At 59.7% G+C, this 22,131-nt stretch carries 19 protein-coding genes and 1 tRNA gene; 19 read left to right on the top strand and 1 reads right to left on the bottom strand.

The genetic code is table 11. From position 1 onward, the window contains the following. Positions 1-122 precede the first annotated feature (122 nt). From FDQ92_RS13395 to FDQ92_RS13305, 19 genes are all read left to right on the top strand, one after another. Positions 123-1,790: a CTP synthase gene (locus FDQ92_RS13395; RefSeq protein ID WP_137425358.1), complete on the top strand. Its 1,668-nt coding sequence runs from the start codon at positions 123-125 to the stop codon at positions 1,788-1,790. 34 nt (positions 1,791-1,824) lie between these two features. Further along, a complete protein-coding gene (gene kdsA / locus FDQ92_RS13390) occupies positions 1,825-2,679 on the top strand; it encodes a 3-deoxy-8-phosphooctulonate synthase (RefSeq protein WP_137425357.1) in 855 nt (284 codons plus the stop codon). A gap of 18 nt (positions 2,680-2,697) precedes the next feature. Then, a complete protein-coding gene (locus FDQ92_RS13385; RefSeq protein WP_137425356.1) occupies positions 2,698-3,279 on the top strand; it encodes a KdsC family phosphatase in 582 nt (193 codons plus the stop codon). Positions 3,280-3,442: 163 nt separating this feature from the next. Further along, entirely contained in the window at positions 3,443-4,033 is a 591-nt protein-coding gene (gene lptC / locus FDQ92_RS13380; RefSeq protein ID WP_137425355.1) for an LPS export ABC transporter periplasmic protein LptC, read from the top strand. Between the two features lie 35 nt (positions 4,034-4,068). Continuing rightward, entirely contained in the window at positions 4,069-4,638 is a 570-nt protein-coding gene (lptA, locus tag FDQ92_RS13375) for a lipopolysaccharide transport periplasmic protein LptA (RefSeq protein WP_137425354.1), read from the top strand. A 4-nt stretch (positions 4,639-4,642) separates the two neighbouring features. Then, positions 4,643-5,377, top strand: a complete 735-nt coding sequence (gene lptB / locus FDQ92_RS13370; RefSeq protein WP_137425353.1) for an LPS export ABC transporter ATP-binding protein — start codon at positions 4,643-4,645, stop codon at positions 5,375-5,377. A gap of 13 nt (positions 5,378-5,390) precedes the next feature. Next, positions 5,391-6,842 carry an RNA polymerase factor sigma-54 gene (gene rpoN, locus FDQ92_RS13365; protein ID WP_137425352.1) on the top strand — a complete coding sequence of 484 codons (1,452 nt, stop codon included), beginning with the start codon at positions 5,391-5,393 and terminating at the stop codon, positions 6,840-6,842. Positions 6,843-6,893: 51 nt separating this feature from the next. Next, complete coding sequence (hpf, locus tag FDQ92_RS13360) at positions 6,894-7,436, top strand: ribosome hibernation-promoting factor, HPF/YfiA family (protein WP_137425351.1); 543 nt, start codon at positions 6,894-6,896, stop codon at positions 7,434-7,436. 93 nt (positions 7,437-7,529) lie between these two features. After that, entirely contained in the window at positions 7,530-7,991 is a 462-nt protein-coding gene (locus FDQ92_RS13355; protein ID WP_137425350.1) for a PTS sugar transporter subunit IIA, read from the top strand. A gap of 226 nt (positions 7,992-8,217) precedes the next feature. Beyond that, positions 8,218-9,093: an RNase adapter RapZ gene (gene rapZ / locus FDQ92_RS13350; protein WP_137425349.1), complete on the top strand. Its 876-nt coding sequence runs from the start codon at positions 8,218-8,220 to the stop codon at positions 9,091-9,093. A gap of 56 nt (positions 9,094-9,149) precedes the next feature. Then, the gene (locus FDQ92_RS13345; protein WP_137425348.1) at positions 9,150-9,560 is read left to right on the top strand and encodes a PTS sugar transporter subunit IIA; all 411 of its coding nucleotides are present in this window, start codon (positions 9,150-9,152) and stop codon (positions 9,558-9,560) included. Next, the gene (gene rimI, locus FDQ92_RS13340; RefSeq protein ID WP_137425347.1) at positions 9,560-10,108 is read left to right on the top strand and encodes a ribosomal protein S18-alanine N-acetyltransferase; all 549 of its coding nucleotides are present in this window, start codon (positions 9,560-9,562) and stop codon (positions 10,106-10,108) included. The genes FDQ92_RS13345 and rimI overlap by 1 nt, the downstream gene beginning before the upstream one ends. After that, the gene (locus tag FDQ92_RS13335; RefSeq protein ID WP_170180370.1) at positions 10,087-14,358 is read left to right on the top strand and encodes a PEP/pyruvate-binding domain-containing protein; all 4,272 of its coding nucleotides are present in this window, start codon (positions 10,087-10,089) and stop codon (positions 14,356-14,358) included. The genes rimI and FDQ92_RS13335 overlap by 22 nt, the downstream gene beginning before the upstream one ends. Before the next feature lie 67 nt (positions 14,359-14,425). Then, the gene (locus FDQ92_RS13330) at positions 14,426-15,754 is read left to right on the top strand and encodes a type I glyceraldehyde-3-phosphate dehydrogenase (RefSeq protein WP_211341281.1); all 1,329 of its coding nucleotides are present in this window, start codon (positions 14,426-14,428) and stop codon (positions 15,752-15,754) included. Between the two features lie 69 nt (positions 15,755-15,823). After that, complete coding sequence (gene gap, locus FDQ92_RS13325) at positions 15,824-16,834, top strand: type I glyceraldehyde-3-phosphate dehydrogenase (protein WP_137425345.1); 1,011 nt, start codon at positions 15,824-15,826, stop codon at positions 16,832-16,834. 44 nt (positions 16,835-16,878) lie between these two features. After that, positions 16,879-18,075: a phosphoglycerate kinase gene (locus FDQ92_RS15785; protein ID WP_137425344.1), complete on the top strand. Its 1,197-nt coding sequence runs from the start codon at positions 16,879-16,881 to the stop codon at positions 18,073-18,075. Positions 18,076-18,091: 16 nt separating this feature from the next. Further along, the gene (tpiA, locus tag FDQ92_RS15780; RefSeq protein WP_137425343.1) at positions 18,092-18,868 is read left to right on the top strand and encodes a triose-phosphate isomerase; all 777 of its coding nucleotides are present in this window, start codon (positions 18,092-18,094) and stop codon (positions 18,866-18,868) included. A gap of 3 nt (positions 18,869-18,871) precedes the next feature. Next, positions 18,872-19,333, top strand: coding sequence for a preprotein translocase subunit SecG (gene secG / locus FDQ92_RS13310; protein WP_137425342.1), 462 nt, complete (start codon positions 18,872-18,874; stop codon positions 19,331-19,333). Positions 19,334-19,644: 311 nt separating this feature from the next. Continuing rightward, a tRNA-Leu gene (locus FDQ92_RS13305) sits at positions 19,645-19,730 on the top strand. A gap of 316 nt (positions 19,731-20,046) precedes the next feature. Here the strand turns inward: FDQ92_RS13305 and FDQ92_RS13300 are convergent. Then, positions 20,047-21,804, bottom strand: a complete 1,758-nt coding sequence (locus tag FDQ92_RS13300) for an AMP-binding protein (protein ID WP_137425341.1) — start codon at positions 21,802-21,804, stop codon at positions 20,047-20,049. Between the last annotated feature and the right edge of the window lie 327 nt (positions 21,805-22,131).

Genomic DNA, 22,131 nt, shown 5'->3' with positions numbered 1-22,131 from the left:
CTTTGAAGGATCGGAGGCTATACTGAAGCCGGTCGGAACGTCCGGCGGCAGCCGAAAATGCAGCAAAGTAGAGGAAAGCAGGTCCCCGCGCCGGAGACCACAACAAAAGAGGTAGAAAGCCCTTGCGACCGTCCAAATTCATCTTCATCACCGGAGGCGTACTCTCATCGCTCGGGAAAGGCCTGGCCGCCGCTTCCATCGGCGCACTCATGGAAAGCCGGGGGCTGCGCGTCACCATCCAGAAGCTCGACCCCTACATCAACGTGGACCCCGGCACCATGAACCCCTTTCAGCACGGGGAAGTCTACGTGACCGACGACGGTACGGAAACGGACTTGGACCTGGGCCATTATGAACGCTTCACTCACGCCAAGATGACCAAGAAAAACAATTACACCTCAGGAAGCATCTACTATTCGGTCATCACCAAGGAGCGGCGAGGCGACTACCTGGGCGGCACCGTGCAGGTCATCCCTCACGTCACCGACGAAATCAAGGCATGCATCCGCGGGGTGGTCAACGGCGTGGACCTGGTGATCGTGGAAATCGGCGGGACCGTCGGCGACATCGAAAGCCTGCCCTTTCTGGAAGCCATCCGCCAGTTCCGAAATGACGTGGGGCGCGAAAACGTCCTCTACGTCCACGTGACCCTGGTACCCTACGTCAAGGTCGCCGGCGAACTGAAGACGAAACCCACCCAGCACAGCGTCAAGGAACTGCGCGGTATCGGCATTCAGCCGGACATTTTACTGTGCCGCACCGAAATGGCCCTTTCCAGGGAGATCAAAGCCAAGATCGCTCATTTCTGCAACGTGGAACCCGATGCCGTGATCACCGCCAAGGATGTGGACTCCATCTACGAAGTACCCCTTCTCTTCCATGAAGAAGGCCTGGACGAAAAGATCCTGCGCCTTCTCAACATCTGGACCCGCGCCCCTCACCTCCAGGACTGGGAAGAGCTGGTCCGGCGCATCAAAAACCCCGCCTACGACGTGACCATCGCCATTGTGGGCAAGTACATCGACCTCAGGGAATCGTACAAGAGCCTCAACGAGGCTCTGGCTCACGCGGGAGCGGCCAACAGCACCCGGGTTCACCTCTCCTTCGTGGACTCCGAAGAAGTGGAGAAACTGGGAGGCGAAGCACTGCTCAAGGACGCCCACGGCATCCTGGTGCCCGGCGGTTTCGGTTCCCGCGGCATCGAAGGAAAGATCAAGGCCATCCGTTTCGCCCGGGAAAATCGAATGCCCCTTTTCGGCATCTGCCTGGGCATGCAGATGGCGGTTGTGGAATTCGCCCGGCACGTGGCGGGCCTTGAAGCCGCCCACAGCATGGAAATCGACAAACACACTCCTCACCCGGTCATCTACCTGATGCGGGAATGGTTCGACTACAAGAACAACCAGGTGGTGAGGCGTGACGAGGGTTCGGATCTGGGCGGCACCATGCGCCTGGGGGCCTATCCGTGCATCCTGGAAGAAGGCAGCCTGGCCTTCCAGGCTTACAGACGGCACGAGATTTCGGAACGCCACCGGCACCGTTACGAGTTCAACAACGAATACCGGGAAGTCCTGAGCCGGCACGGCATGCGGTTCACGGGGCTGTCCCCGGACAAGAACCTTGTGGAAATCATCGAACTGGCCGATCATCCTTGGTTTCTGGGCTGCCAGTTTCACCCCGAATTCAAATCCAGGCCCATGGATCCGCACCCGCTTTTCAAGGCGTTTGTGAGCCAGTCCCTGGAACGGGCGCTGGGGGGACCCCCGCCGGCGCCGCCCAAGGTATGCTGAGAAGGCTGGATCGTGGCCATGGAGGAGCCGCCGGTTGTCGACGTTTGAAGTTCTTGGAAATCCCGTGGGGAAGGACCGCCTTTTCCTGATCGGAGGGCCCTGCGTGCTGGAAAGCGAAGCCCTGGCCCTCAAAGTGGCGACCTTTCTCAAAAGGACTTGCGATGAGCTGGGGGTTCCCTACATCTTCAAGAGTTCCTACGACAAGGCGAATCGAACCGCCATCGATTCCTTTCGCGGCCCCGGGCTGGAGCGCGGCCTGGCGATGTTGGAGCGTGTGCGGCGGGAAGTCGGCGTACCGGTCCTTACGGACGTTCATTCCCGGAGGGAAGCGAAAGAAGCGGCCCGGGTGGTGGACATCATCCAGATCCCGGCCTTTCTTGTCCGGCAGACAGACCTTGTCCTGGCGGCCGGCGAAACGGGAAAACCAGTGAACCTTAAGAAAGCCCAGTTTCTGGCTCCCTGGGACATGGCGAACGTGGTGAAGAAGGTCGAAAGCACCGGCAACCGTAAAATCCTTCTGACCGAGCGGGGGACTGCCTTCGGGTACAACAACCTGGTGGTGGACATGCGATCCATCCCCGTGATGGCGGCCCTGGGATACCCGGTGGTCTTCGACGCCACCCACAGCGTACAGCTTCCGGGGGGGCTGGGGCGGTCTTCGGGAGGTCAGCGCGACTTCGTGCGGCCGCTCGCCTGTGCGGCCGTGGCGGCCGGCGCCGACGGCGTCTTCTTCGAAGTCCACGAAGACCCCGACCGCGCCCTCTGCGACGGCCCCAACTCACTGTCGCTCCCGGACGCCGGAGAACTGCTCGCCGTGCTCGTGGAACTCTACCGGACCGCCCGGCGCCGTTGCGTAAGAGGCGAATCCGCCGCCTTCGCCGACCCCTGAAATCCGGGAGGATGCCTCATGCCGGCTGCTGAACCTCGGACATCCGCCGTCCCGGACGAAACCGTCCGCCGGAAAGCCATCGCCGTGCGGCTCATGATTTTCGACGTGGACGGGGTCTTGACCGACGGTCGGATCATCTACCACGACGACGGTTCGGAACTGAAAGCCTACGACGTCCAAGACGGCCACGGCATCAAACTGCTGCTGCGTGCGGGTCTGGAAGTCGCCTTCATGTCGGGCCGCTACTGCGGAGCCGTGGCCCGGCGTGCGGAAGGACTGGGAATCCGTCGCGTGTTTCAGAACATCCAGCACAAGGCGGGCGCCTACGCGGAGATCAAGGAAGAACTCGGCCTCCGGGACGCCCAAGTGGGTTACATGGGCGACGACCTGATCGACATTCCCGTGATGCGGCGGGTCGGCTTCGCCGTTACGGTCCCCAACGCCAGCCCCCACGTGCGTCCCTACGCCCATTACATCACCCGGGCCGCCGGAGGCCGAGGAGCCTGCCGGGAAGTCTGCGAACTGCTCCTCCACTCGCAGGGACTCTGGGAATCGGTGACCCGTCGATACTTTCACGATGATTTCCCTTCCGAGGTCTGACGTTTCCCTCCGCCGCCGGACGGAAACACCCGCCGTGCGCCGGTTCTTCTCGACCGGGTCCCGGGATGGAGTCTTAGGTGTCATATGGCTTTACACTCCGCCGAGGCGCGTGTTAGAGTCTAACCGTTTGCAATTTCTGAAGATGACCGGGTCTTGACGGAATATGGGAATTCGCGGCAGGTTGTTTCACGGTCTCACCGCGGTAGCGGCGCTGGTGCTTGTGGGCGCACTGGTTTTCGGTTTCTGGAAAGGAGAAAGCCGGCGCAGCAACCGCGCGGCGATCGTGCAGGACGATGTTTCGGATTCGGAGATGAAACTCACGGACATGGAATACACGGAGGTGCGCGAAGGGCGCAGACTCTGGAAACTGAAGGCGTCGGAGGCTCGTTACGACAGCGAGAGCCAGAAGACGCTCCTTTCCAACGTCCACCTGATCCTATATACGAAGGAGGGTGAACCCATCGTTCTGGAAAGCCGGGAAGGGCGCCTTCACGCCGGCACCAAGGATATCGACCTTTGGGGCGACGTGAGGGCCCGGCTGGCCCGGGGTGACCGGAGCTACGAGTTGGTCACGGAAAGCGCCCACTACCGCCACGGAGACGGCGTCATCCATTCGGAGGCCTTCACCCGGATAACCGGTCCGGACATGGAGCTGGAGGGGAACCGCTGGACCTACTTCCTTGCAGCGGAACAGGCGGTGATGGAAGGGTCGGTCCAGGCGGTTTTCACCGGCGTGAGCTTTCGGCGGCCGTAGAACAGAACCAAGGCAGGACGGTGGTTGGGGACGCGATGAAACGACATTCTAGGATTTTCACCTGGGCTGCGGCGATCGCAGCCGGGCTTCTTTGGACCGCCGTCGTTCAGACCGGCTCGGTGAATCCAGCGGCCGCCGCTGAAACACCCAAAGGGCCGGAAGTCAAGGCCCTGGCCGGCGGGTCGCCGCTCCATGTGGCGAGCGATCGCATGGTGGTGGACCAGCGTTCCAATACCATCCGATTCGAAGGCCACGTGGTGGTCAAACAGGACGACTTGGTGATCACGGGAAAGCGGCTCACGGTGTACGCAAAGGAAGGCGCCGACCTTGCTGAAAACCAGATGATGGAAGAGGTGGAGCGCATCGAGGTGGAAGGCGAGGTGACGATCACCCGCGAGGACAAGGTCGCCCGAGCGGAGAAAGCGGTGTTCTTCCAGAAGGAACAGAAAATCATGTTGTCGGGAAACCCGCGGCTGATGCAGGGTAAGAACACTGTCCAAGGGCGCCTCATCACGCTCTACCTGGAAGAGGAACGAAGCGTGGTGGAGGGAACTTCCGACCAGCCGGTGCAGGCGGTGCTCCACCCCAAAAGGTCGGAGGATTGAGCGGATGGGTTGCGCTTCGAGGTCGCTCCGGATTCGGGAACTCGTGAAGAACTACGGCGGACGCTGCGTGGTGGACCACGTGAACCTGGATCTGGAACAGGGAGAAATCGTGGGGCTCCTGGGACCGAACGGTGCCGGAAAATCCACGACCTTTTACATGGTGGTCGGAATCATCCGCCCGGATGCGGGAACCGTTCACCTGGACGGCGAGAACATCGGAAACGACCCCATGTATCTTAGGGCTCGAAAGGGCATCGCCTACCTGCCCCAGGAGCCTTCCGTTTTCCGGAAGCTCACCGTGGAAGAAAACGTCATGGCGATCCTCGAAACCCTGGATCTGGGACGCGCGGAGCGCAGAGAAAGACTCAAGGCGCTCCTGGCGGATCTCAATATCTCGCACCTGGCCCGAAACAAGGCGGAACGGCTGTCGGGGGGCGAACGGCGACGGCTCGAAATCAGCCGGGCACTGGTTACGGAACCCAGCTTCATTCTGCTCGACGAACCGTTTGCGGGAATCGATCCCATCGCCGTGGCCGAGATTCAGGGGCTCATCCGTTCCCTGAAGGACCGGGGTATCGGGGTTCTCATTTCGGACCACAACGTCCGGGAAACCCTCAAGGTATGCGACCGGGCCTACATCATGCACGAAGGCCGCATCCTGGAGGAGGGAGTTCCCGAGATGATCGCTCGAAGCGAACGGGCCCGCGAGACCTACTTGGGGCAGGGATTCTCCCTGTAAGGCGAGAAGCATCATGGCACTGGAACTCAAACAGCAAATGAAGCTTTCCCAGCAACTGATCATCACGCCTCAGTTGCAACAGGCCATCAAGCTGCTCCAACTGTCACGCCTCGAATTGGTGGAAACCATTCGCGAAGAACTGGAAACCAACCCGGTCCTGGAAGATGGCCAGGAGGAGACCGCGGAACGGGAAGAGGGGGAAATCGAGGCCGAACCGGCTCAGGAAACGTACGCCGAAGTGGAAATCACCGAGAAGGTCCGTGAAGATTTCGACTGGGAAGCCTACCTGGAGGAATACAATACCAGCACACCGGTTCTGGTTGAACGGGACCCGGGTCAGGACTACCCTTCCTACGAACAGCGCCTCACCCACAAACCTTCCCTGGAAGACCACCTGATCTGGCAGCTGCGCCTTTCCGGCCTGGACGACGACGAAAAGGAAATTGGAGCCGCCGTCATCGGCAACCTCAATCGGGACGGCTACCTGGTGGCCACCATCGAAGAAATCGCCGAAATGACGGCGGTGACCCCGGAGCAGGTGGAAAAGGTTCTGCGCAAGGTCCAGACCTTCGACCCCCCCGGGGTGGCGGCCCGCGATTTGCGCGAATGCCTGCTCATCCAGGCTCATAACCTGCCCCTTCCCAACGGCCTTGTGATCGACATCATCGAAAACCACCTCCATTTCCTCGAAAACCGCAATTACCAGGGACTGGTCCGGGCGCTCAAGAAATCGCAGGAAGAAGTCAAGGAAGCCGTGGACATCATTCTCGGGATGGACCCCAGACCCGGGAGCGCCTACACGGAAGACGACGTCCAGTACATCAGCCCGGACGTTTTCGTGATCAGAGTGGACGACGAATTCGTGGTCCTTCTGAACGAAGACGGCATGCCCAAGCTCAAGGTGAACCCCTACTACAAGGAAGCCTTGGGCCGGAATTCCGACGTTTCAGGAGACACGAAGGAGTACATCCAGTCCAAGCTGCGTTCCGCCGCCTGGCTGATCAAGAGTATCCACCAGCGCCAGAGAACACTTTACAAGGTCGCCCAAAGCATCGTCAATTTCCAACGCGATTTCCTAGAAAGGGGCGTCTCTCACCTCAAACCCATGGTCCTTCGGGACGTGGCCGAAGATGTGGGGATGCACGAGTCGACCATCAGTCGAGTGACAACCAATAAGTATATGCATACCCCTCAGGGGATTTTTGAGTTGAAATATTTCTTCAACAGTTCCATAAACAGCGTCGTGGGAGACGCGGTGGCGTCCGAAAGCGTGAAGGAGCAGATACGCCGGATCGTGCGCGAAGAGGATCCGGGAAAGCCTTACAGCGACCAGGAAATCGTCGACCTGTTGAAGAGGGACAATATCCGGATCGCCCGGCGGACAGTGGCCAAGTACCGGGAAATGCTTGGTATCCTTCCGTCTCACAAAAGGAAGCAGTTGTTGTGGGGAGAAAACGGCGGCTAGTGCGTCGAGCCCTGGTTTCCGAGTGGTGCCATAGAGTGGAGGGAAACGTAAATGCAGATCAACGTCACTTTTCGTAATATAGAACCTTCTCCCGCCCTGAAGGACTACGCTGAAGAGAAGATTTCCCGGGTCAAGAAGTACGTGGACGAACCCATTGAAGCCAATATCGTGCTGAAGGTGGAAAAGTTCCGGCATATTGCGGAAGCGACCATCGACGCCAACGGTATTCGCATCAACGGCGTGGAAGAGACCGAAGACATGTATTCCGCTATAGATATGGTTTCGGATAACATTGAATCCCAAATCAAGAAATACAAGGACAAGCTCAGGAAGCGGAAACCGCCGGCGGGGGAAAAGAACCTGCAGGCGGCCTCGGAAGTGCTCGAATGGGCCGAAGAGGATGAGGAACGCGGGCCCCAGGTGGTGAAAACGGAACAGATCCACGCCAAGCCCATGGACCTGGACGAAGCGGTGATGCAGCTAAACCTTTCCAACGGCGGGTTCCTCGTCTTCACGAACCGCCACACGAACCGCGTCAACGTTCTTTACAAACGAAACGACGGCAACTTCGGGCTCATCGAACCCATACAATGAACGGCGGACCGGCCGCACGAAGACGGTCCGGCCCGGCTGCGGGCCCCTGCCTGCGGCGAAGGATCAACCGGCCAGGAGGAATCAGAACGATTGATGAAGATACTGGACATTCTCCCCATGGAAGCGATCATAGCGGAGCTCAAAGGAACGACCAAGCGGGAAGTCCTCGAGGAACTGACCGGTGCCCTGCTGCATTATAAGCCTCATCTGGATCGGGAACGCCTGATCGAAGTGCTGTTGGAGCGCGAACGGCTGGGAAGCACGGGGATCGGCGAAGGCATCGCCATCCCTCACGGAAAGATCGAAAACCTGGATCACCTGGCTCTTTCTTTCGGCAGGTCCTCGCGGGGCGTCGACTTCGAGTCCATGGACGGTAAGCCGGCACATCTCTTCTTCCTGCTGGTCGCACCCGAAAGCTGCGCCGGAATCCACCTGCGGGCGCTGGCGAAGATCGCCCGACTGCTGAAGAACAACACCGTCCGAAAACGGCTGAGTGGAGCCGCGTCCCGCGAAGAGATCTATTCGATCATCAAGCAGGAAGACGACGATTTCTAGAAGAAAAACCCGGAACGTCGACGCGCGGGGCGGCCGGCGGTCGCCGCTCCGAACTCGACGGCCGGACGGTGGGCCTCGTGAGGCGAAAGGCTGTTTCTCCCCGTCACCTCCCTTTCGGCCTCCACTTCGAATCCCCTCAATCCGCCAAGCCCATGCCTTTTCGCGCAGCCGTGCGGCTGCATCCCCGTAGCGCCGCCAACCGTCGAGGGAGAGAGGACAGGCTTCCATGGAAAATCGGAAGATTCACGTGGTCGTGGTCACGGGGCTTTCCGGGTCGGGAAAGAGTACCGCCATCAAAGCTTTTGAAGATATTGGCTATTTCTGCATCGACAACCTGCCCGTGCCCCTGCTGCCCCAGTTTCTATCGCTTTGCGAAAAAGACATGCCCACCATCAATCGGGTGGCCCTGGGTATCGACATCCGGGGCCGATCGTTTCTCAGGGACTACGAACCGATCTTTGAGTCCATGGAAAGGTCCGGCTACTCCCTGGAAATCATCTTTCTGGAAGCCTCGGACGAATCGCTCCAACGGCGGTTCAGTCAAACTCGGCGCCTTCATCCCATGGCCTCGGCCGACACGCACCTTCGCGACGCCATCGCCGGCGAACGGAGGGAACTGACGGCGCTGCGGTCACGGGCCGACCGGATCGTGGACACCACCAATCTTTCGGTCCATCAATTGAAAGCGTTGATCACGCGGACGTATTCGCTTCTGAACGACAAGGAGCGGCTGAGCGTCCAGGTGCTTTCCTTCGGTTTCAAATACGGGATCCCTTATGAAGCCGATCTAGTGATGGACGTGCGATTTCTTCCAAACCCTTACTTCGTGGAGGATCTGCGCTCCCTGGACGGGAGGACTCGGCAGGTGCGCGACTGGGTCCTGCGGTGGCCGGAAGCCGAAGGCTTCGTGAGGGAGTACACGGGCCTACTGTTCAAGCTTCTTCCGCAATACATCAACGAAGGAAAGCGGTTTTTGACCATCGCCATCGGGTGCACCGGAGGTAAGCATCGGTCGGTGGTGATCGCCGAGCAGGTGGCTGACAAGTTGCGGACGAAGGGTTATTATGTTGTATTATTCCATCGTGATATTCTCTTGGAGTGAGACGCATCGCCCGGGTCGCCCTCTTGCGGCCGCGGGTCGAAGGAGACCAACCCAAGATGATCGGGCTCGTCGTGGTATCCCACTGCGGGGTGGCGGAAGAAATGTTGTGCGCGGTTGAGCTGATTCTGGGGCATCTTGAGGGGATGCGGGCCGTTTCCATGGATCCGCGCAAGTCGCTGGAAGCCATGGGCGCCGAACTTTCGGATGCCGTCAAGGCGGTGGATTCCGGCAAAGGGGTCCTGATCCTGACGGATCTTTTCGGCGGCACTCCGGCGAACGTGAGCTTCTCTTTGCTCGGCCCCAACGTGGAGATCCTTTGCGGCGTGAATCTTCCCATGCTCATCAAGTTCGCCGCCTGCCGCGGCGACGGATCCCTCAGGAAAGTGGCCGAGACTCTGAGGGATTACGGCCGGCGCCACATTACGCTTGCCGGCGAAGTGCTGGCTAAACCGGTCGCGAGGGCGTGATGACGGGCTTCAGCGGGGCGTCCCCTCCGATCCGCATCGCCGAAATGGGTCTCGGTGACCTTCCGGAAGTCCTGGAAATCGAAAAGGCCAGCCATGTGGAGCCTTGGGATGAACGATTTTTCAGGGAGGAATTCGAAAGGCCCCATTCACGGTTGCTTGTGGCACTGAAACAGGCGACGGAGGTGGCGGGCTACATCTGTTTCTGGATGGTGGCCGACGAAGTGCAGATCTTCAACCTGGCGGTGGCACCTGGCGAGCGGCGCCGGGGCGTTGGGCGGTCGCTCCTTCTGGAGGCCTTGAAGATCGCCTGCCGAAACAAGGCCCGCCTTGCGCTGCTCGAGGTGCGTCGGGGCAACACAGCGGCCCGGCGTCTCTACGAAAGCGTGGGCTTCCGTCCCGCAGGGATTCGACCCGGCTATTACGGCGTCGGCCGGGAAGCCGCCGTGCTGATGGAACTGGAAATGGACCGCGCATGGCGATCCAGGTGGTTCGCCGGAAGCGACCCGGATCCAACGGAAGGTGTTTCATGGAGTTTGCGACATCCGTAAAGGAAATCCAGTCGGACGCATGGAACAAGAACATGCGGCTCACCAACGTGCCGGTGGTGGTGGAACCGGTGTTCACGGTTCTGGAAGAAGCCGTGCGAGGCTATGCGGGCAAGGAACGACAGGCGGGGGAGCTGCTGGTCGAGTATCATCACCGGTACCGCAACTGGCACTTCGTGGTGCAGGAAGCCTGGCGCTACGCCACTTCCAACTTCCGTCTTTACACGGTCCATCCGCACAACGGGCGGATCTTCGCTCTGCTTTCCCGCATCTTCCTGGAGGCCCTCGAAAGTTCGGAACAGACCGACGTTCGATCGCGCGCCGCGGACTGCCTTCTGGCCTTGTGGCTGAAGATCGTGGAAGAAGCCCCCGGGCTCTTCGCCGCCGCCGCCCCCGAAGGCTTTGCCCTCGACTGGGTCCTGGATGATCCCGTCCGGCTGGACACCTGCCACCGAGGGATACCGCGGGCCTTGTTCGCGGCCGCTTCGGCCCTCCCCCCTCGGGCCTTCGAGTGCCTGACCCGAAGCTACTACCAGCCGAAAAAACTGGGCCGGGCCCTCCTGGAACTCTGGACGGAACCCGAAGACTTCCGCGAATTCCGCAGCCTCATGAACCGGGTTCTCCGCGAAACCCATCTGTTCTGGCTCCAACGCGAAGATCCCCTGGAATGGATCCTCAAGCAGATGGACGGCGCCCCCGTCTCCCCTTCCTTCCGGGACTTGTTCGCCTCCCTCACCCACGGCTCCCACCGCCGGCAACTGGAAACACTGGAACGGCTGGCCCAGGAAACCGACCATCGAAAGGCGGTGGCGCAGATGCTTACGATCCCCGATTTCCGGGACGTCGTGCTGGTCTTTCACCATCTCCCCGATAAGCTCAAAGGCCTGGAACTGGGCAAGAATTCCGAGCACCTGAGCATGCTTGCACGCCTTAAGATCCTTGAAACCAAGGGGCTCGAAAGTATTCACGAAGAAACGCTCAGAGAAATCAACTTCGACATGGTCCGGTGGATGCGCAACGAATCCATCGAGAGCCTCCAGGACCGCCTGGAACGGGTCTACGACGCGCTGGCCGGCTGCCTCCTGAACTACCCGGAAGCCGCACTCCAATGCATCCGCACCATCGGGCTCGAGATCCTCGACAGCCAGCACGGCCCCCTCATTGACGCGTTTGTAAAGCGGATCATCGCCATGGGCTTTCAAACGCCGGAACTGGGAGGCGTCAGCCGCCACTGGCAGGTCCAGGTCAACCCGGCGCACATTGCCAACATTCGCATCTGGCTTGAATTGATCAAAAAGAATCCCAAGAAGACACGGTCGCTTCTTTCGGCCTTGATCGTGAATCTTTCCCTGGGCGGCATCTGCATCCGGGACACGGACCTTTTCCAGAAGGACGTGAGCCGGCTCCTCCATGCGCCCATACAACCCATCTATAACCTGGTCAAGCAGCTCTCCAAGCTCTTCCCGGTCTATTTCAACGAAATCGGTGCGGAGGGGCAGCTTCGAGCCGTCTCCACCGATGTCGATGAACTGACGGGCCGCGGCGACCAGCTCATCCATTTCCTTCGCAAACAGAGCCATGTGGAGAGCAATAACCTGATTGTCTTGTTCATGGAAGCCATCCTCAACTTCTGGCTCACCCTGGACAAGGAGCCGCTCGCCCGGTACGTGCCCGAGGAAGTCCTCCGGGAGGTTTCCACGTCCGGTCCTTACGTGGACGAGATCCATCGGATTTTTCAGCACCTTTTCAGCAAGAAGACCATCAACCGAGTCGAGGATCTGCTGGACATTCCGGAAGGGGATCTGGATGAAATGATCGCCGAGGTGCCGGATATTTCGGACCGGGAACGCCGGCGGGCCGCCCTTATGATCCGTTTTTACCAACTGCTCCACGAAAAGTACGCCCTGAGCTTCAAAGACATCCAGGTACACTTGAAACGCGCCGTCCAACTGGGGCTCCCGGATCCGGCGCCGCTCCTGGAGGCCCTGGAAGCCGAAGATCCCCTGCCGAAGCTGGAAGCCATCCTCGACTACCTGCTGGCGCTCAAGGAAATCATCCTCGTGCCGAGCGAAATGCACATCGTGGAAAACATCTACCACAAGCGCCACATCGCCGTGGATATCCCGTCCATGTACGGATCCTACAACGAGCGTAAGTTCGATGCCCTGGGGCTTACCTTCCGACTGGAAAACCTGGCCAACCTGCTTTTCGAAGAAATCATCTTCTCCTTCAACCTGAGTTTCATCACTCGGGCGACGTTTTTCCGGATCGCCCGGGTGCTGCCGCTTTTCATCAAGGCGTTGGATATCGACGGAATCACGTCGAGGCGGTTGGAACGACAGGAAGACCTGTTTCAGCGCGCCCTGGAAATCCGTCGGTTTTCCCATAGCCAGTACATGGACATCTTTCGAGGGTTTTCCGAAGCCATCAAGCAGATCATTCAGACGAATTACAACGCGGTTCATGCCGACAACCTTCAGCAGGTGGTGGAACAGTTGAGCCGGCGGGAACGGTTCATTCCCCGTTACCGGCGGGAAGGACGCGGAGAGAGTTTTTCCATCCGGCTTCAGAGGATTTCGGAGAGCTTTCTGAGGCATCTGGTCGCCCGCACCTTTGGACTCCAGTATTTCGACCACTTCATCACCAGCATCCTCACAACACTGGCCACGCAGAAGGAAGAGCTCAACGCCGACAGCCTGGACCTTCTTCTGAGCTACGATCCAGAAAAGACCATTTCCTGGCTTCACAGCCCGGACACCAAGACCTACGATCTCATTCACCTGGGAAACAAGGGATACAACCTCGTTCAGTTGTACTCCATCGGCATCCGGGTGCCTCCCGGGTTCGTGATCACCACCGAATACTTCCGGTGTCGGGAAGTGATCGAGGCGCTTCCTCAGTCGCGCGAAGATTTCGAGGAACGCGTGATGGCGTCCCTCGGCGGCCTGGAACAATCCACCGGGCGAAACTTCGGCAGTCCCGGAAATGCGCTGCTTCTTTCCGTGCGGAGCGGATCCGTGGTATCCATGCCCGGCATGATGAACACGTTCCTCAACGTGGGAATCAATGAGCGGATCGTGGAAGGTCTGATCCAGCAGACCGGCGAAGCCTGGTTCGCCTGGGACAACTACCGGCGGTTTCTTCAGTCGTGGGGCATGTCCTTCGGGCTCGAGCGCGACGAGTTCGACGCCGTCATGAATTTTTACAAGAACCGTTATGGGCGCAAGGTGAAGCGGGACTTCAGCCCCGAAGAAATGAGGGAGTTGGCCCGTGCCTACCGGAAGACGCTCCAGACTCACGAAATCGACTTTTCGGACGATCCCCGGGAACAGCTCTTTACGGCCATCCGCCAGGTGGTGGAATCCTGGTACAACCCCAAGGCCCAGACCTATCGCGAAATCATGGGCCTTTCGGAAAAGTGGGGGACCGCCGTCACGGTGCAGACCATGGTGTTCGGAAACCTGGACACTCGTTCCGGAGCCGGCGTCATGTTCACACACAACCCGTGGACGTCGGAAGAAGACATCGATCCCACAGGAGACTTCACCCTGGGAAACCAAGGCGAAGACGTGGTGGGCGGCCTGGTAAAGACGTTGCCCCTTTCCGAAAAACAGCGGATGACGGAAGGCGAACGCAAGGAGCATTCGCTCGAGTCGCTTTTCCCTCAGGTGTATCAGCGGCTGGTGGACATCGCGAAGGAACTCATCTACAGGCAGAACTGGGGGCCGCAGGAGCTCGAGTTCACGTTCCAGGGCGACCACCAAGACGGCGTCTACGTACTTCAATGCCGCAACATGGCTCCGCGGATCCCGAAGCTTTATCCGGTCTTCCAGCCCACGAAGGCTTTGCACGAAGCGTACCTGGGAAGCGGCATCGGTGTGAGCGGCGGCGCCGTCTGCGGCCGGGTGGCCTTCGATTTGGAAAGCATCGTCCGGTTGCGAAAGGATCATCCCGGGGAACCCGTCATTCTCATCCGTTCCGACACGGTTCCCGACGATATTCATGAAATCTCTATCGCCGATGCCATCCTCACCGGAAAGGGCGGAGCCACCTCGCACGCGGCCATCGTGGCTCACCGGCTGGGCAAGACGTGCGTGGTCGGCTGCAGCCGGCTGCGGGTGTGGCAGACGGAAGGCCGTTGCGCCATCGACGGCCGCCTTCTCCGGACCGGGGACATCATCGGCATTGACGGGCGAAGCGGTGCCATCTATTACGGGGCCCATGCCATCCAGCGCGTGGAGGTTCCCGGGTGATACTGTTGGGGCCTAAGGCGCAAACGATACGTCGGTCGGTGAGCGCAATGATCAGGAGGAGAGGGTTATGAACGGAGGAGAAAAGCCCATACCGATGAAGCTCGGAATCAACGGTCTCGGCCGCATCGGCAAGCTGAGTTTGTGGCATCATGTGGAGCGCCGTTACTTTACCGAACTGGTGGTGAATATCGGCCGCGAGGTGGGGATGAGCCTCGAGGACCTGGCGCTTTTCATCGAAAAGGATTCCACCTACGGGGCCCTACATCACTACCTCTACGGCTGCAAGGCGCAGCGCGTCATCGAGGAGATCGACGACCGGGAAGGGACGCTTCGGGTCAACGGCGTGCCGGTGCGGGTGCTACGACGCCACCGCAACCCCGCCGATATCGGATGGCGCGACCACGGCGTCGAACTGGTCGTGGACGCCACCGGCGCATTCCTGGACCCGACGGTCGCGGCAGACGACCCCAAGGGGTCCGTCCGGGGTCACCTGGCGGCCGGCGCCAAGAAGGTGATCGTTTCCGCCCCCTTCAAGATCAAGGACAAGGCGAAGGAGATCCCGCCGGACGCGCTGACGACCGTCATCGGGATCAACGACGCGGACTACGATCCTCAGAAACACATCATCGTTTCGGCGGCGTCGTGCACCACGACCTGCCTCGCCTACATGGTCAAACCGCTCCTGGACTACTTCGGCGCCCAGCGGATCCTTTCGGCGTCCATGACCACCGTGCACGCGTCCACCCCGTCTCAGCAGGTGCTGGACCGCGCGCCCAAGGCCAAAGCTACGGACCTGAGGAAATCCCGGTCGGTCTTCAACAACATCATCCTCACCACCACCGGAGCCGCCAAGGCCCTGGGGCTGGTGATCCCGGAAATGAAGCGGATCGGGTTCATCGCCGAATCGGTTCGGATCCCCACCTCAACGGGGTCGCTCATCATCCTTGTGGTGCTCATCCAAGACGAAAGCATGAAGAACCCCATCAACCGGGAAAGGATCAACGCCGTTTACCAAGCCGCCCAGGAACACTTCCCGGAAGGATATCTGCGCTACACCGAAGAACAGAACGTGAGCTCCGACATCATCGGGTTCCCCAAGGCGGCGGCGGTCATCGAAGGCCACGAAACCCACACGCGCACCGCGGCGGTCCGGTTCGACCTGGATCACATTCTCAGCGTGTGCGCCGTGCTTTCCAGCGAGTCCGACACCGGCTCCTTCGACGTGGACGAAGCCATGAAGAACGCCGACGCGCTGGATCCCGCCAATAAACAGCGGCTCATCGAAATCCCTGTGACTCAGGCCGTGATCTACGGCTGGTATGACAACGAATTGGGAAGCTACACCAACATGCTTGGCGATAATACGGTTAGGATCGCTAAGTCTATGAAGAACTGATCACTTCTCGCCTGAAACCGAAGACGGCGGCGTATCGCCCACCCTGAAACCATCGAGAAGGAGTCCGTCATGGCCGTTAGAGTGGCAATCAACGGGTTTGGAAGAATCGGTCGAACGCTTTACAAAGTGAATGCGGAACGCGAAACGCCTTTGGACGTGGTGGCCATCAACGACCTGGGGGCTCCCGACGACCTGGCCCACCTTTTGACCTACGACTCGGTCCATGGTGTCTGGAAGCGGGACATCCGCGTGGAAGGCGAAACCCTGGTGGTGGATGGAAAAGCCACCCAGTGCCTCAAGATCGCCGATCCCGCCCAAGCCCCCTGGAAGGACCTCAAGGTGGACATCGTGCTGGAAGCCAGCGGGCGTTTCCGCGACCGCGAATCGTGCCGGAAACACCTGGACTCGGGCGCCCGCAAGGTTATCGTCAGCGCTCCGGGAAAAGGCATGGACGCCACCTTCGTCATGGGCGTGAACCATGACCAGTACGACCCGGCCCGCCATCACCTGGTCTCCAACGCTTCGTGCACCACCAACTGCCTGGCCCCCGTCGTCCGAGTCCTGCACGACCGCTTCGAAATCGAACACGGCCTAATGACCACCATCCATTCCTACACGATGGACCAGCGCATCCTGGACGCCCTCCACAAGGACCGCCGGCGGGCCCGGGCAGCCGCCCTTTCCATGATTCCCACCACCACCGGAGCCGCCGTGGCCGTCGCGGAAGTCATCCCCGAACTGAAAGGCAAACTGGACGGGATGGCCATCCGCGTCCCCACCCCCAACGTTTCGCTCGTGGACTTCGTTTGCCGGGTGAGTCGCAACGTCTCCAGGGATGAGGTGAACGGGGCCTTCAAGGAAGCGTCCGAAGGCCTTCTGAAGGGCATCCTGCGGTACGTCACCGAAGAACTGGTATCGGTGGATTTCAACCATTCCCCTTATTCGTCCTGCGTGGACGCGGCCCTGACTTCGGTTCTGGAAGGCCGCCTTGTCAAGGTGCTCAGCTGGTACGACAACGAATTCGGCTTTTCCAACCGCATGGTGGACCTTGCGATCCACATGGGAAAACTCCTCGAATGAAACGCGCCGAATAACTGAAGGCCGGAAAGGAGGGGATCTTCGCCATGAAGACGCTCGATCAGGTGGATCTTTCTGGCAAGAGGGTATTTCTCCGGGTGGACTTCAACGTCCCCCTGAGCAAGGACAGGGCATCGGTCACCGACGACCGGCGCATCCGGGCGATCCTTCCGAGTCTGGAAAAGATCCGAGGCAGCGGGGGCAAAGCCGTTCTTGCTTCACACCTCGGGCGCCCCAAGGGACAGCGGATTCCCGAGTATTCCCTGAAACCCGTGGCCGCACACCTTTCAAAGATCTTGGGCCGTGACGTGCCGCTGGCTTCTGACTGCGTGGGAGACGACGTAAAGCGGCTGGTGGAAGCGCTTCAGCCCGGAGAGGCGATCCTGCTCGAAAACCTCCGGTTTCACCCAGGAGAAGAAAAGAACGACCCGGATTTTTCACGCCGCTTGGCGGAACTGGCCGACGTTTACGTCAATGACGCCTTCGCCGTCTCACACCGAGCCCACGCATCCGTGGAGGGGATCACCCACCACGTGCCCGTATGCGCGGCGGGCTACCAGTTGGAAAAGGAACTCCATGCCTTCCGGGAAGCCATGGAAGACCCGAAACGCCCGCTCGCGCTCGTGATCGCGGGCGCCAAGGTCTCCACCAAGATCGGCCTCCTGGAAAACCTCATCCCCCGCATCGACCTTCTCGTGATCGGGGGAGCCATGGCCAACACCTTTCTCAAGCAAAAGGGCTTCGGTGTGGGGCGGTCCCTGGTGGAAGACGATCACCTCCAGACCGCCGGGAACCTCCTGGAAAAGGCAGCAGAACGAGGAGTCCGCGTGCTTTTGCCTGTAGATGTGGTGGTGGCTCCCAGTCTCGAAGAAGGCGCCTCGGCGCGGGTGGTTCCCGTGAATGAAGTGCCCGCCGACGCCATGGTGTTCGACGTGGGGCCGAAAACCATGGCGGCGATTCGGGAAGCGCTGAGCACGTGCCACACCATCGTCTGGAACGGTCCCATGGGGGTCTTCGAAACCCCGCCCTTTCATCGGGCCACCTTCGAACTGGCGGAATTTCTCGGGCGGTCGGAGGCCTTCACGGTGGTGGGGGGAGGCGATTCGGCCAGCGCGGTGGACAAGGCGGGGGCGGCGGAAAAGGTGAGCTACGTGTCCACCGGCGGCGGTGCGTTCCTCGAGATGCTCGAAGGGAAGACGCTGCCCGGAGTCGCCGCCCTGGAGGAATGTTCTCGGAAGTCTTGATTCGGGAAAGGATGCCATGAGTTCCAAAAAGACGCTGATCGCCGCCAACTGGAAGATGCACAAGACGGTGGAAGAGGCCGTCGCGTTCGTGGGAGAACTCCGAGATGCCGTGGGCTCCCCGGATGACCGGGAGGTGCTCCTCACACCGCCGTTTACGGCGCTTTGGGCCGTCCGGGTCGCCGTTTCGGAGGCGGGCTTTTCCCTGGGCGCTCAGAACTGCCACTGGGAACCCCAAGGGGCCTTCACGGGGGAAATTTCTCCACCCATGCTCAAAGACGTGGGCTGTGGGTACGTCCTCGTGGGGCACTCGGAACGGCGCCACATCTTCGGGGAAACGGACGCCATGGCGCAAAAGAAGGTGGCTGCCGTTTTCCGGGAAGGCATGACACCGGTTCTGTGTATCGGCGAAACCTTGGAAGAACGGGAAGCCGGAAAAACTTTCGACGTGGTCGCCCGGCAGCTGCAAGAAGGCCTCGGGGCGGTTTCGAAAAGCGACTTTCCCCGGGTGGTGGTCGCCTATGAACCCGTCTGGGCCATCGGCACGGGAAAAACCGCGACTCCGGCCCAGGCCCAGGAAGTCCATGCCTTTATCCGGGAACGGCTGGCCTCCCACACCGATAAATCGGTTGCAAATGAAGTGAGAATATTGTATGGAGGCTCGGTCAAACCGGACAATGTGGATCGACTCATGGCGGAACCCGATATCGACGGACTCTTGGTCGGGGGAGCCAGTCTCAAGGCTTCGAGCTTCAGCCGCATCGTCCGGTATCAAATTCCTGGAGACGTGACTTAGACCATGCAGACCTTGGTGATTGTTTTTCATGTCGTGGCGTGCCTGGCACTGATCTTTATCGTGCTTCTCCAGCGGGGCCGGGGAGCCGAAATGGGGGCGTCCTTCGGCGGGAGTTCCCAGACGCTTTTCGGGAGCACCGGCGGCACCACCTTCTTGGGGAAACTTACGACCCTGGCCGCGGTGGGCTTCATGCTCACATGCCTCACCCTGGCCTACCTTTCCGGGCGCCCCGACACGGCGTCGGTGATGGAGCAGATGCCGGTGAAGGAACAGCCCCCGATTCCGGAAGCCAAGCCGGTCCAGCCGGAGATCCCGGCGATACCGGTGGCCCCGCTCGAACGTTCGACGGCGGAAAAGGCCCCTCAGGCGGCCGATCAAGCGGCTTCGGCGGAAAACCGCGTCCCCGAGCCGGCTTCGTCCGGCGAACCCGCCAAGAAAACGGCAGGCGGCGGGCAGTCTCAATAAGGCCTTGGTAGCGTTCCAAAGTGGAGACCTTAAGCAAAATGGTTAATGAAAGTCAAAAAATCACCCTCTTCCCCCTCTCCTGAATCCCCTCCCAGATAGGAGGGGAGTAAGGGGAAGGGGGGAGAGGGTTGGGGCGAGGGTAAGAAAATTAACGTATGTCAATCAGTCACATTCCCCTCCCCTTAATCCCCTCCCACAAGGGGAGGGGAAATAGGATTTGGCATCAAATGTTAGGTCTATTGTTTTTTACGCTACCAAGGCCTTGCCAAGCCGGCGGCCTTGGGTAAAATATTGGCTGTTCCGGCTAATGTGCCGAAGTGGTGGAACTTGGTAGACACGCCATCTTGAGGGGGTGGTGGGGCGACCCGTGCCGGTTCGAGTCCGGCCTTCGGCACCATGCTTGGTTTTTTATTGGGAAAGTCGGCCTGACGTGGCCTTTTGTGAGAGCATTTGTCACAAGAGCCGGTTTCTAAGAATGATCACCCAGCAAAACAGCCGCTCTTGCGTCTGTGACAAACACTTGTCACAAACCCATTGGAACCTTGCCGGAAGATCACGATGAACGGGTGTAACAAATCGGACGGCCCATGAAATCCCTGCTACGATTCTTTCTGATGCATTCCCTTCCTTCTTATTTTCCTGCGAACCGTATCTTTTGTGAGGCAGGCTCGAAAGCCCGCCTCACAAACCGGATGCCCATCCGTACCAGAGGGCTAGGACTTGAGCTGCGGGAAGTCCTGGAAGAAGTACTCGTGCTGTCCCCTTTCGCCCTTCTCCTTTTTCGTGATCTCATTTTGCCTGAGCTCGACACGGCGGATCTTACCGCTTAGGGTCTTGGGCACCTCGGGCACGAATTCGATGATGCGCGGGATCTTGAACTTGGCAAGGACTTTCATGCAGTGTTTGAAAATGTCACAAGCGAGGTCGGGAGAAGGCTCATAGCCGGGCTTAAGGATGACGAAGGCCTTGACCAGCTGCCATCTCTTGGGATCGGGGCTGCCGACGACGGCGGCTTCGGCCACCGCGGCGTGCTCCAGCAGGGCGCTCTCGACTTCGAAGGGACCGACCCGGTAGTCGGAGGACTTGATGACGTCGTCGGCACGCCCCACGAACCACCAGTAGCCCTTGTCGTTGAAGGACGCCCGGTCTCCCGTGTAATAGTAGTTGCCGCGGAAAGCCCCCTTCATCAGCTCGGGACTCTCCATATACTCGGTAAAGAGGCCTATGGCTCTCCAGCGATCGAGCCTTACAGCGATGTGGCCCACCTCGTCGGGTTTGGTGATTTCCTGCCCCTCATCATCCACCAGGGCGATATCGTAGAGGAAGTGCGGCTGTCCGAAGGAGCCCGGAACGATCTTGCCCTTGTTCCAAGGGGGGTTGCCGATCATGCCCGTGGATTCGGTCTGGCCGTAGTAGTCCCGGATTTGGGTTCCGGTGAATCGCTGCCAGGTGTGGATGATTTCCGGGTTGAGCGGCTCGCCCGCACTCACCGATTCCCTCAGGGCTTCGAACTTGAACTTACCAAGGTCGGCCAGTATGAACGCCCTCCAGGCCGTGGGCGGCGCGCAGAAGGTGTTCACCTTATAGCGGTCAAGGGCGCCAAGGTACTTCTCGACATCGAGCCTGGCAGGGTAGTAGAAGCCCGCCGTGGTTGCCCCGACATCTAACGGTGCAAAGAGACAGCTCCAGGCCCACTTGGCCCACCCTGGCTGGCTGAGATTGTTGTGGATATCCCCCGGCTTGATGCCGATGATGTTGGCCGTAGAAAGATGGCCCACGGGGTAGGATACAGCCGTATGGGCCACCCTCTTGGCCATGCCGGTGGTCCCGGAAGTGAAGAAGCAGAGAGTGATGTCCCCGGGCTTCGTCTTCTCGGCCTCGGCGGTCTTGCTCTCTTTTTCCACTTCGTTGTAGCTCTTCCACCCTTCGCGCTCCCCGATGATGATCTTGACCTTGGGAGTGGCGCCCACGTTGTTCAGAGCCTCATCGATAAGGGGTGCCGAATCCTTGTCAGCAAGAACGGCCTGGGGGGCGAAGGTCTTGAAGCGGTACTCGAGCTCTCTGACCGTCATGGTCATGGCTGTCGGGACCGACACCATCCCGCCCTTTATCGTTGCAAAGCTTCCAAACCATATCTCGGGGAAGGCCGGAATCATCATGTAGACGCTCCCGCCCTTGCGGATTCCATGTTTTCTCAAGAAATTCAAAAGCTGGTTGCCCTTGTCGGCAAACTCCGAGTAGGTGTAGCGACGCTCTTCACCGGTATCGATGTTGACCCAAAGCAGGGCCGCTTGTCCGCCCCGCTCTTTGACGTGGATGCCTTCAAATATTTCCTCCGACCAGTTGAATCGGTCGGGCATCGGCGCATGGTTCAACTTCGTAAAAAGGGACCTCGAAGCCTCGGCCTTCTGCTCATTGTCCTCCATCCGGTTGATGTTCATAATCTCCTTGAAATAGCTCTGTAGTGTCATGATTATCTCCATTCATTGAAGTTCGTTTCAACACACAAAAGCATTTATCCACTTTACCATGTACAGAAGCGGCTGCATCTTGTCCGGCCCCTAGGAGCTTGTGTCCCGAGAATGCTGCCGATTTCGGCGGTTTTGTGGGTAGCGGTACGCGGAGTAACTGTGCGAAATTGCGTTTGCTCTCGTCGTGCCCCAAAGGGTTGATTCTGAGTTCCAGGGCACGCTCCTAGGAGCTTGTCCGAGAATAGGTTTCAGTGCCCTTTTGTAAGAGCCGGCACGCCAGCCGGCCGGCGACCCGAATCACCGGCCAAGGCCGCTCCTACAAAGGCC

This window comes from Desulfoglaeba alkanexedens ALDC (assembly GCF_005377625.1).
GTDB classification, from domain to species: Bacteria; Desulfobacterota; Syntrophobacteria; order Syntrophobacterales; family DSM-9756; genus Desulfoglaeba; species Desulfoglaeba alkanexedens.
The sequence above is the reverse complement of the archived record's forward strand: the minus strand, read 5'-3'. Positions and strand labels throughout refer to the sequence as shown.